The sequence below is a fragment of the Streptomyces sp. DvalAA-14 genome, assembly GCF_900091855.1.
In the GTDB taxonomy this organism is placed as follows: domain Bacteria; phylum Actinomycetota; class Actinomycetes; order Streptomycetales; family Streptomycetaceae; genus Actinacidiphila.
On the sequence record NZ_FMCH01000530.1, the window covers coordinates 1 to 11,624 of the forward strand.

Genomic DNA, 11,624 nt, shown 5'->3' on the forward strand with positions numbered 1-11,624 from the left:
GCGGCCGGGTGGCCGGTCTGCTGCCCCGGGCGTACCGGTCAGTCCCATGACCCCCGCGCCGGTGGCAGCTCCGCTATCTCCGCCAGATCCGCCCCGCTCAGCGCCAGCGCCGCCGCGCCCGCGTTCTCCGCGCTCCAGCGGGAGGACTTCGTGCCCGGCACCGGCACCACCCCGGGTGCCTGCGCCAGTGTCCAGGCCAGAGCCACCTGCGCGGCGGTGGCTCCGTACCGCTCGGCGACCCGGCGCAGCCCCACCACGATCGGCTGGTTCGCGGCCATCATCTCCGCGGTGAAGCGCGGGTGCCGGGCGCGCAGGTCGTCGGGCTCGAAGCCGCCGCCGGGGGTGAGCGTGCCGCTGAGGAAGCCGTTGCCCAGCGGCATGGCGGCCAGGAAGCCGATCCCGCGGGCGGTGCACCACGGCAGCAACTCGTCCAGCGCCTCGGTGGCCCACACCGACAGCTCCGCCTGCACGCTGCTGACCGGGAACACCTGCTGGACCCGGCCCAGATGGCGAATCGTCTCGTCGTGCAGCGCCGCGCCGGTACGGCGGTCACCGCGCGCCCCCATCGCGCACAGCCCGAGGGCCCGCACCTTGCCGGCCGCGACCAGTTCGGCCATCGCGCCCCAGGTCTCCTCCACCGGCACCTCGGGGTCCACCCGGTGCAGCTGGTAGAGGTCGATGGTGTCGGTCTGCAGCCGCCGCAGCGACGCGTCGCAGGCCCGTCGCACGTAGCCGGGGCGGCCGTTGGCCACGATGTGCTGGTCGCCGACCAGCAGCCCGCACTTGGTGGCCACGAACGCCTCGGCCCGCCGCTCCTTCAACACCCGCCCCAGCAACAGCTCGTTGGTGAAGGGCCCGTACATGTCGGCCGTGTCCAGCAATGTCGTCCCGTGGTCGAGTGCGGTGTGCACCGCGCGCAGTGACTCCTCGCCGCCCTGCCGTGACGTGCTGTACGCCCAACTCATCGGCATGCACCCGAGGCCGACCGCGCCCACCGCGAGTGCTGCCGCCCCGACCGTCCTGCGCTCCACCCGTGTGACCTCCTTGCGCCGCCCACACTGTGCCATAGCCTCCTGACCATGACCGATTCAACCCAAGGCCAAAGCATCCCCGGCGCCACCGGTGACGGGGACCACCGTCCCCAGGTGTGGCTCTCCGTCCCGCCCGCGGAGGTCGGCGGGCTGCCGGACACCTTCCGCTACGTGTACTGGGACGGCGTCGACCAGGACTTTCCCGCCGACCCCGCCGAGGCGGTCTTCTACGTTGTCCCCTACATGAAGGGCCCGGAGGCCGGCGCCCGGCCGCTGTCCCGGATGCGCAACGTCCGGGTCGTCCAGACCCTCAGCGCCGGCGTCGACTCCATCGCCCCGCACCTGGACCGGCTCCCGCCGGGCGTGCGCCTGTGCAACGCCCGGGGCGTGCACGAGGCGAGCACCGCGGAACTCGCCGTCGCGCTGATCCTCGCCTCGCTGCGCGGTATCCCCCGCTTCGTGCGCGGCCAGGACAACGAGAAGTGGTACGCCGGCTTCTATCCGGCGCTGGCCGACCGCACGGTGCTGATCGTCGGCTACGGCTCCATCGGGGCGGCCGTCGAGGACCGGCTGGCGGGCTTCGCCTGCGAGACGATACGGGTCGCCCGGACCGCCAGGACCGGACCGCGCGGGCCGGTGCACGCGCTGGGCGAACTGCCCGGACTGCTGCCCGGGGCCGATGTGGTGGTGCTGACCACGCCGCTCACCGAGCAGACCCGGGGACTGGTGGACGGACCGTTCCTGGCGGCGATGAAGGACGGCGCCCTGCTGGTGAACATGTCCCGCGGCCCGGTGGTGGACACCAAGGCGCTGCTCGCCGAGACCGAGACCGGCCGGCTGACGGCGGCACTGGATGTCACCGACCCGGAGCCGCTGCCGGCCGGGCACCCGCTGTGGCACGCGCCCGGTGTGCTGATCAGCCCGCACGTCGGCGGCAGCACCTCGGCCTTCCGGCCCCGGGCGCACCGGCTGATCCGCGGGCAGCTCGAACGTTTCGCCCGCGGGGAGCCGCTGGAGAACGTCGTCGCGACCACCTGAGCGGAGCCGGGCGGCGGACCGGGAGGCGGCCGGGAAGCCGCCGGCGCGGCACTCGGTGACTGCACGCCGTGTCCACCAACTCTCGTACGATTACACACAGTAGAGGAGACCTATCGCTGAGTGACAATTCTGGTGTATCGTCCGTTTCCGGGGGCACGCGGCGACGTGAGGATGCGATCGCGGCGCTGTGGACGACGAGCAAGTAAGGGGGGCGACGGGCGATGGACCGCGCACACCTGACCACCCCGCGGCCGGCCGGGCCGCACCGGACGCATCGACCGTATCGATCGCATCGACCGCACCAAGGGCAGCGACGGCAGTGGAGCACGCGGTGAGCGCGGCCGGCAGCGTCACCGGGAGCGGCGCCGCCAGCGTCACCGCGAGCGCGGCCGGCGGCGCCGCCGGAAGTGCTGCCGCAAGTGCCGCCGGCAGCGTCACCGGAAGCGCCGTCGCGAAGGCGGCGATCGCCGCGCCTTCCGCCCGGGGCGGGCGCGGCGGACCGCTTCCCCAACTCCTCGTCGCCCTGCTCTGCGCCGGCTACACCACCGGGGCCGCCCTCGGCTGGGGTTCCACCGAAGTCGCCCTGATCATGGGCGACTTCGGGCTGTCCGCCGCCTCGGCCACCGCCACCGTCTCGGCGCTGCTGTACGCCCGCCGGGTGGCCGGCCAGCACCGCCCGGCCTGGCTGCTGTTTGCCTTCTCCTCCGCGATGCTCGCCCTCGGCAACGCGATCTGGGGGTGGTACGAGGTCGTGCTGCGCGAGCCCGTGCCGCAGACCTCGGCCGCCGACTTCTGCTTCCTGATGTTCGCCCCGCCCGCCATCATCGGCCTGCTGGTGCTCGCCAAGCGCCCGGTGACCCGGGCCGGCTGGGTCTGCCTGGCGCTGGACACCTGGCTGATCGGCGGCTCGCTGCTGACCTTGTCGTGGATCCTGGCGCTCGCCCACGCCGCCCGCTGGGACGGCCCGAGCACCGCCCGTACCGCGCTGTCGCTGGCCTATCCGCTGCTGGACATCGTGCTGGTCAGCATGGTGCTCGCGCTGCACTTCCGCCGCTCGGCGGTCAATCGCGCCGCGGTCAACACCGCGCTGGCCGCGCTCGCGCTGACCGTGCTGTGCGACGCGCTGTTCACCTCCCCGCTGCTGCGGGCGCACTACCGCTCCGGGCAGATCCTCGACGCCGGCTGGTTCGCCGGCGCGATGCTGATGGCGCACGCGCCCTGGGTCGGCGCCCGGACGCAGCCGCAGCGGAAGCCCGGCGCCGCCACCCGCACCTCGGCCGGCTCGCTCACCGCCCTCACTCCGTACCTGGCGGCCGCGATCTGCACCCTCGGCATCCTCTACAACGTCATCACCGGCCAGAAGTGCGACCGGGTGGTGCTGTTCACCGGGGCCACCGTGGTGCTGGCCCTGGTGATCCGGCAGGGCATCATGCTGCTCGACAACATCTCCCTCACCCAGGAACTCGCCCAGAAGGAGAACCACTTCCGCTCCCTGGTGCAGGGGTCGAGCGATGTCATCATGATCGCCGCGCCCACCGGAGTGCTGCGCTACGTCAGTCCCGCCGCGCAGGGCGTCTACGGCCGCGATCCGGAAGAGCTGGTCGGCACCGAACTGGCCGCGCACATCCACCCCGACGACCTGGGGCGGGTCCTGCACGAAGTGCGCCGCTTCCTGGCCGCCCCGGCCAGCGAGGAGCCCGCCACCCGGATCGAGTGCCGCATCCGCTCCGGGCGCGGCCGGGGCCCGCGCGACCGGCGGGACGGCCGGGACGGAAGGGACGACTGGCTGCACGTCGAATCCAGCGTCAACCGCTACCAGGGCGGACTGATCTTCAACAGCCGGGACGTCACCGAGCGGGTCCGCCTGCAGGCCCAGTTGCAGCACAACGCCTCCCACGACCCGCTCACCGACCTGCCCAACCGGGCGCTGTTCACCGAACGCGTCGGCCGGGCGCTCGCCGGGCGCCGGGCCGGCGACGGCCGGCCCGCGGTGCTCTACGTGGACCTCGACGGCTTCAAGGCGGTCAACGACACGGCGGGCCACCAGGCCGGCGACGACCTGCTGATCCAGGCCGCCCGCCGGCTCCAGGACGCCCTGCGGGTCGGCGACAGCGCGGCCCGCCTCGGCGGGGACGAGTTCGCCGCCCTGATCACCGGGCCCGACGGCGCGGATCCGGGGGTGCGCGAACGCCAGATCCGGGAGATCGCCGACCGGCTGCGGACCGTGCTGTCCGCCCCCTACCGGCTGGACGGCGGTGAGGTCCGGGTCGGCGCCAGCATCGGCATCGCCTTCGCGGAGGCCGGCGCCACCCCGACCGAGGTGATGCGCAACGCGGACCTGGCGATGTACCGCGCCAAGCAGGCCGGAAAAGGACAGGTGGAGCTGTACGCCCCGCAGATGCAGTCCGATGTGCTGCGCCGTACCGAGCTGGCCGGACACCTGCACCGGGCGCTGCACGAGGGCGAGTTCACCGTGCTGCACCAGCCGGTGGTGGAGCTGTCCGGCGGCCGGATCTCCGGCGTCGAGGCGCAGGCCCGCTGGCGGTCCGCGCAGGGCATCCTCTTCACCCCGGCCGAATTCCTGCGGGCCGCCGAGGACCCCGACCGGAGCTTAGATGTCGGCCGGTGGCTGCTGGAGCAGGCAGTCGAGCAGGCCGCGCTCCGCTACGGCGCCGGCCACCGGGTCCCGGTGACCGTACGGCTGCCCGCGCGCCGGCTGCCGGACAGCAAGGTCGAGCATCTGCTGGACCGCCACCAGCTGCCCCCGGGCGGTCTGATCCTGGAGCTGACCGGCGGCGACCCGCAAGTGGCGCCGGAGGAGCTGGAGCGGCGGCTCAGCGCGCTGCGCCGGCTCGGCGTGCGCATCGCGCTCGGCGGCTTCGGCAACGGGTTCGGCACGCTGGTCGCGCTGCGCACCCTGCCGGTGGACGTGGTCAAGCTCGACCGCGTCTTCACCGACGGCCTGGTCGAGTCCGGCCGGCTGCACAAGATCACCGGTGGTCTGCTGCGGATCGCCGCCGACCTGGGCATCCGTACCGTCGCCGAGGGCGTGGACCGCCCCGAGCAGGTGCAGACGCTGCGCGAGATGGGCTGTCTGCAGGGCCTCGGCATGGCCTTCTCCGGCCCGCTGGACGAACACCGGCTGCGTGGCTCGCTGACCCGCGGCGGCTACCCCGTACCGAGGGAGACCCCGCGTGAACAGCTCAGCGCACGCCCCCTGCCGGTGCCCGCCCGGCGGTCAAATGCTGAGACGCCCGTCCCACCGGCTTGACACCCGGCAGGGGACGGGAGGAGGGTCATCGCCATGCGCAACCGAATTCTCGTACTTGGAAAGCGCGTCGGCTGAACGGGGCGGCACCGCCTCGCACCCCACCGACGCGCTCCCCTCGCTTGCCTCCCGGCACGAGGGGTTTTTTGTTGCCCGCAGCACCCCCAGCACCCTCCAGCACCCCGCGGCACCGTGCCGCATCCCCAGCCCCACCCCGCACCACCCCGCACCACCTTCGCAGCACCCTCTCAGCACCCTCATCTTCGAGAGAAGAGAACGCAGATGACCGAGCAGGCCACCGGGTCCCACCATCCGCAGCCGCGGACCCGCAGCGCGGCGCCCGCCGCCCCCGCCGAGCGGATGACGGGCGCGCAGTCCCTCATCCGCTCTCTCGAGGCCGTCGGCGCCGACACGGTATTCGGCATCCCCGGTGGCGCGATCCTGCCGGCCTACGACCCGCTGATGGACTCGGTGAAGGTCCGGCACATCCTGGTCCGCCACGAGCAGGGCGCCGGCCACGCCGCCACCGGCTACGCCCAGGCCACCGGCCGGGTCGGGGTCTGCATGGCCACCTCGGGCCCGGGCGCCACCAACCTGGTGACGCCGATCGCCGACGCGCACATGGACTCGGTGCCGATCGTCGCCATCACCGGGCAGGTCGCCTCCAAGGCCATCGGCACCGACGCCTTCCAGGAGGCGGACATCTGCGGCATCACCATGCCGATCACCAAGCACAACTTCCTGGTCACCGAGGCCGACGACATCCCGCGCACCATCGCCGAGGCGTTCCACATCGCCGCCACCGGCCGGCCCGGCCCGGTGCTGGTCGACATCGCCAAGGACGCGCTGCAGAACCAGACCACCTTCTCCTGGCCGCCGCAGCAGGACCTGCCGGGCTACCGCCCGGTGACCAAGCCGCACGCCAAGCAGATCCGCGAGGCGGCCCGGCTGCTCAACGAGGCCAGGCGCCCGGTCCTCTACGTCGGCGGCGGGGTGCTCAAGGCCCGCGCCACCGCCGAGCTGCGCATCCTCGCCGAGCTGACCGGCGCCCCGGTCACCACCACCTTGATGGCACTGGGTGCCTTCCCCGACAGCCACCCGCAGCACGTCGGCATGCCGGGCATGCACGGCGATGTCGCCGCGGTGACCGCGCTGCAGAAGGCCGATCTGATCATCGCCCTGGGCGCCCGCTTCGACGACCGGGTCACCGGGCGGCTGGACACCTTCGCGCCGCACGCCAAGATCGTGCACGCCGACATCGACCCGGCCGAGATCTCCAAGAACCGCACCGCCGACGTGCCGATCGTGGGCGACGCCCGCGAGGTGCTGGCCGATCTGATCGTCGCCGTCCAGGCCGATCACGAGGCCGGCCACAAGGGCGACTACACCGGCTGGTGGGAGCACCTGAACTTCTGGCGGAACACCTACCCGCTGGGCTACGACCAGCCGGCCGACGGCAGTCTGTCGCCGCAGCAGGTCATCGAGCGGATCGGCCAGCTCGCCCCGGACAACACCCTGTTCGCCGCCGGGGTCGGCCAGCACCAGATGTGGGCCGCCCAGTTCATCAAGTACGAGAAGCCCGCCACCTGGTTCAACTCCGGCGGCGCCGGGACCATGGGCTACGCGGTGCCGGCCGCGATGGGCGCCAAGGCCGGCCGGCCCGACGCCACCGTGTGGGCGATCGACGGCGACGGCTGCTTCCAGATGACCAACCAGGAACTCACCACCTGCGCGCTGAACAACATCCCGATCAAGGTCGCCATCATCAACAACGGCGCGCTGGGCATGGTCCGCCAGTGGCAGAACCTCTTCTACGGCGAGCGGTTCTCCAACACGGTGCTGCACTCCGGCGCCGAGAGCGTCCCCGGCTCGACCCAGGGCGTCGGCTCCATCGAGAACCGCGGCACCCGGGTCCCGGACTTCGTGAAGCTCTCCGAGGCCATGGGCTGCGTCGGGCTGCGCTGCGAGTCGCCCCAGGAGCTGGACGCGGTCATCGCCAAGGCCAACGCGATCAACGACCGGCCGGTGGTGGTCGACTTCATCGTGCACGAGGACGCCATGGTCTGGCCGATGGTCGCGGCCGGCACCTCCAACGACGAGATCATGGCCGCGCGCGACGTGCGCCCGGACTTCAGCGACGGCCTGGCCGACTGAGCCCGGCACAGAAAAGGAACGACGACAATGTCCAAGCACACGCTCTCCGTCCTGGTGGAGAACAAACCGGGTGTCCTTGCCCGGATCACCGCGCTGTTCTCCCGTCGCGGCTTCAACATCGACTCCCTCGCGGTCGGCACCACCGAGCACCCCGAGATCTCCCGCATCACGATCGTCGTCAATGTCATCGACGAGCTGCCGCTGGAGCAGGTCACCAAGCAGCTCAACAAGCTCGTCAATGTGCTGAAGATCGTCGAACTCGACGCGGGGGCGGCCGTCGCCCGTGAACTCGTTCTGGTGAAGGTGCGGGCCGACAACGAGACGCGTTCGCAGATCGTGGAGATCGTCCAGCTCTTCCGCGCCAAGACGGTGGACGTCTCCCCGGAGGCCGTCACCGTCGAGGCGACCGGCGGCGCGGACAAGCTGGAGGCCATGCTCAAGATGCTGGAGCCCTTCGGTATCAAGGAGCTGGTGCAGTCCGGCACCATCGCGATCGGCCGCGGCGCCCGCTCCATCACCGATCGCTCGCTGCGCGCGCTCGACCGCTCCGCGTAGACCGCGCCGCCGGTGCGCGCCCGCCCGGGCCGCACCGGCGATCCGGATGGCGAGACCCCCGTCCCACCGCGTGCCCGCCCGTCGTACGGTGGGCCGTAAACCCGATCCAAGGAGAGACCCGAAGTGGCCGAGCTGTTTTATGACGACGACGCCGACCTGTCCATCATCCAGGGCCGCAAGGTCGCGGTCATCGGCTACGGCAGCCAGGGCCACGCCCACGCGCTGTCGCTGCGCGACTCGGGCGTCGATGTGCGCGTCGGCCTGCACGAGGGCTCGAAGTCGAAGGCCGTGGCCGAGGAGCAGGGCCTGCGGGTGCTGCCGGTCGCCGAGGCGGCCGCCGAGGCCGATGTGATCATGATCCTGGTGCCCGACCCGATCCAGGCCCGCGTCTACGAGGAGTCCATCAAGGACAACCTCAAGGACGGCGACGCCATCTTCTTCGGCCACGGCCTGAACATCCGCTTCGGCTTCATCAAGCCTCCGGCCGGCGTGGACGTCTGCATGGTCGCCCCCAAGGGCCCTGGCCACCTGGTGCGCCGCCAGTACGAGGAGGGCCGCGGCGTCCCGTGCATCGCGGCGGTCGAGCAGGACGCGACCGGCAAGGCCTTCGACCTGACCCTGTCGTACGCCAAGGGCATCGGCGGCACCCGGGCCGGGGTCATCAAGACCACCTTCACCGAGGAGACCGAGACCGACCTGTTCGGTGAGCAGGCGGTGCTCTGCGGCGGCACGTCCGCGCTGGTCAAGGCCGGTTTCGAGACGCTGGTCGAGGCCGGTTACCAGCCGGAGATCGCGTACTTCGAGTGCCTGCACGAGCTGAAGCTCATCGTGGACCTGATGTACGAGGGCGGTCTGGAGAAGATGCGCTGGTCGGTCTCCGAGACCGCCGAATGGGGCGACTACGTCTCGGGCCCGCGGATCATCAACGACGGCACCAAGGCCGAGATGAAGAAGATCCTCGGCGAGATCCAGGACGGCACCTTCGCCAACGCCTGGATCGCGGAATACAACGCCGGCCTGCCCAAGTACAACGAGTACAAGAAGGCCGACGAGAACCACCTGCTGGAGACCACCGGCAAGAAGCTCCGCAAGCTGATGAGCTGGGTGGACGAAGAGGCGTAACGCCTCCGGCCCGGTCCGGGTGCGCCGCGGGGGCCTGTGGTCCCTCGTACGGGCGTCGCTTCGTACAAGTCTCCGAATGCTGTGAGCCGGTGACTTTGTACGAAGCGACGCAACCCCTCCGGGTGATCCTTCCATTTCGGCAAAGGCGTGGCTCAGGCCCGCCGATACACTGCTGAAACCAAGCGCGTCAGGCTCACAGCGTCGTGCGTCTTCCACGCGGCATGCCATTCCCGCCTCCCTGGAGCGGTCGAACGGGACCGGCCGCCCACGAAGGACAAGTGAGGACCACGTGAGCCAGAAGCCTGTCGTACTCATCGCAGAAGAGCTGTCGCCCGCCACGGTGGACGCGCTCGGCCCGGACTTCGAGATCCGGCACTGCAACGGGGCGGACCGAGCCGAACTGCTGTCCGCCATCGCCGACGTCGAGGCCATCTTGATCCGCAGCGCCACCAAGGTCGACGCGGAGGCCGTCGCCGCCGCCCGCAAGCTGCGCGTCGTGGCCCGCGCCGGGGTCGGCCTGGACAACGTGGACGTCTCCGCCGCCACCAAGGCCGGCGTGATGGTCGTCAACGCGCCCACCTCGAACATCGTCACCGCCGCCGAACTCGCCTGCGGCCTGCTGATCGCCTCCGCCCGCAACATCGCGCCCGCCAACGCGGCGCTGAAGGCGGGGGAGTGGAAGCGCAACAAGTACACCGGCGTGGAGCTGAGCGAGAAGACCCTCGGCGTGGTCGGCCTGGGCCGGATCGGCGTGCTGGTCGCCCAGCGGATGGCCGCCTTCGGGATGAGGGTCGTCGCCTACGACCCCTACGTGCAGCCGGCCCGCGCCGCCCAGATGGGCGTCAAGCTGCTCACGCTCGACGAGCTGCTGGAGACCTCCGACTTCATCACCGTCCACCTGCCCAAGACCCCGGAGACGCTCGGCCTGATCGGTGACGAGGCCCTGCACAAGGTCAAGCCGTCGGTGCGGATCGTCAACGCGGCCCGCGGCGGCATCGTGGACGAGGAGGCCCTGGCGTCCGCGCTCAAGGAGGGCCGGGTGGCCGGCGCCGGCCTGGACGTCTACGCCAAGGAGCCGTGCACCGACTCGCCGCTGTTCCAGTTCGACAACGTGGTGGCCACCCCGCACCTGGGCGCGTCCACCGACGAGGCGCAGGAGAAGGCCGGCATCGCGGTCGCCCGGTCGGTCCGGCTGGCGCTGGCCGGCGAGCTGGTGCCGGACGCGGTGAACGTGCAGGGCGGGGTGATCGCCGAGGACGTCAAGCCGGGGCTCCCGCTGGCCGAGAAGCTCGGCCGGATCTTCACCGCGCTGGCCGGCGGGGTCGCCGCCCGGCTCGATGTCGAGGTCTGCGGCGAGATCACCCAGCACGACGTCAAGATCCTCGAACTCAGCGCGCTCAAGGGCGTGTTCGAGGACGTGGTGGCCGAGACGGTGTCCTACGTCAACGCGCCGCTGTTCGCCCAGGAGCGCGGGGTCGAGGTCCGCCTGACCACCAGCAGCGAGTCCCCCAACCACCGCAACCTGGTCACCGTGCGCGGCACGCTCGCCGACGGCACCGAGGTCGCCATCGGCGGCACCCTGGCCGGTCCCAAGAACATCCAGAAGATCGTCGCGATCGGCGACCACGACGTGGACCTGGTGCTCGCCGACCACATGGCCTTCCTCAGCTACACCGACCGTCCGGGCGTGGTCGGCACCCTCGGCCGCATCCTCGGCGAGGTCGGCGTCAACATCGCCGGTATGCAGGTGGCCCGCTCCACCGCGGGCGGCGACGCGCTGGTCGCGCTCACCGTGGACTCCACCATCCCGGCGGGCGTGCTCGCCGACATCGCCAGCGAGATCGGTGCGACATCCGCCCGGGCGGTCAACCTCACGGACTGACCGATTGACCGACCGGCCGGGCGGATTCGCCGTCCGGCCGTCCAAACGCCAACGCCGCTCCTGCTCTCTCGGGGGGCGGCGTTGACGTTTGGACGACCTCGACCGCATCCCCGATCTCCCGGCGCACACCGAGCTGATCGACGGGAGCCTCGTTGTTGTGAGCCCGCGGAAGGAGCCCGGCCTGGCGGCTCTCCGTGATCGCGCGGTGCCTACAGCCGGGCCGCCTTGAGCGCCATGTGCAGCAGCAGACGGGACGCGCCGTCGTCGAGATCGAGTCCGGTCAGCTGCTCGATCCGCGACAGCCGGTAATAGAGCGTCTGCCGGTGGACGGCGAGCGCGGTCGCGGCGCGGCCGGCCTGGCCGGCGTGGTCGAGGAACACCTCGGCGGTGCGGGCGAGTTCGCGGTGGGCCGCGGTGAGCAGGGGGGCCACCGCCGGGTCCGGCGGCGCGCCGGGCGGCAGCGCGGTCAGCAGCCGGTAGGCGCCCAACTCGCCCCACCGCGCGACCGGTCCCAGCGCCGGCTCGGCCAGCGCGGCCCGCGCCGCGTCGACCGCCTCCCGCCAGGCCGCGGCCA

At 71.8% G+C, this 11,624-nt stretch carries 8 protein-coding genes and 1 pseudogene; 7 read left to right on the plus strand and 2 right to left on the minus strand.

Translation table 11 applies throughout. From position 1 onward, the window contains the following. Nucleotides 1–38: 38 nt before the first annotated feature. Nucleotides 39–1,031 (minus strand): aldo/keto reductase, encoded by a 993-nt coding sequence (locus tag GA0115240_RS28510; RefSeq protein ID WP_093741069.1) that lies wholly within the window; start codon nt 1,029–1,031, stop codon nt 39–41. Between the two features lie 48 nt (nt 1,032–1,079). On the opposite strand from GA0115240_RS28510, the gene GA0115240_RS28515 reads away from it, so the two are divergent. The 7 genes and pseudogenes from GA0115240_RS28515 to GA0115240_RS38760 form a co-directional block, all read left to right on the plus strand. Beyond that, nucleotides 1,080–2,069, plus strand: coding sequence for a 2-hydroxyacid dehydrogenase (locus tag GA0115240_RS28515; RefSeq protein ID WP_093741071.1), 990 nt, complete (start codon nt 1,080–1,082; stop codon nt 2,067–2,069). Between the two features lie 463 nt (nt 2,070–2,532). Further along, entirely contained in the window at nt 2,533–5,340 is a 2,808-nt protein-coding gene (locus GA0115240_RS28520; RefSeq protein WP_256070046.1) for a putative bifunctional diguanylate cyclase/phosphodiesterase, read from the plus strand. A 279-nt stretch (nt 5,341–5,619) separates the two neighbouring features. Then, nucleotides 5,620–7,491 carry an acetolactate synthase large subunit gene (locus tag GA0115240_RS28525; RefSeq protein ID WP_093741073.1) on the plus strand — a complete coding sequence of 624 codons (1,872 nt, stop codon included), beginning with the start codon at nt 5,620–5,622 and terminating at the stop codon, nt 7,489–7,491. A 27-nt stretch (nt 7,492–7,518) separates the two neighbouring features. Beyond that, entirely contained in the window at nt 7,519–8,046 is a 528-nt protein-coding gene (gene ilvN / locus GA0115240_RS28530) for an acetolactate synthase small subunit (RefSeq protein ID WP_093741074.1), read from the plus strand. Between the two features lie 123 nt (nt 8,047–8,169). Then, complete coding sequence (ilvC, locus tag GA0115240_RS28535) at nt 8,170–9,168, plus strand: ketol-acid reductoisomerase (RefSeq protein WP_093741075.1); 999 nt, start codon at nt 8,170–8,172, stop codon at nt 9,166–9,168. A gap of 289 nt (nt 9,169–9,457) precedes the next feature. After that, nucleotides 9,458–11,050 carry a phosphoglycerate dehydrogenase gene (serA, locus tag GA0115240_RS28540; RefSeq protein ID WP_093741077.1) on the plus strand — a complete coding sequence of 531 codons (1,593 nt, stop codon included), beginning with the start codon at nt 9,458–9,460 and terminating at the stop codon, nt 11,048–11,050. Nucleotides 11,051–11,138: 88 nt separating this feature from the next. Next, nucleotides 11,139–11,219, plus strand: a pseudogene (locus GA0115240_RS38760) (Uma2 family endonuclease); the annotation flags it as partial. Nucleotides 11,220–11,259: 40 nt separating this feature from the next. Here GA0115240_RS38760 and GA0115240_RS28545 read toward each other — a convergent pair. Further along, the coding region (locus GA0115240_RS28545; RefSeq protein WP_237555281.1) for a PucR family transcriptional regulator at nt 11,260–11,624 on the minus strand (365 nt) is incomplete at its 5' end.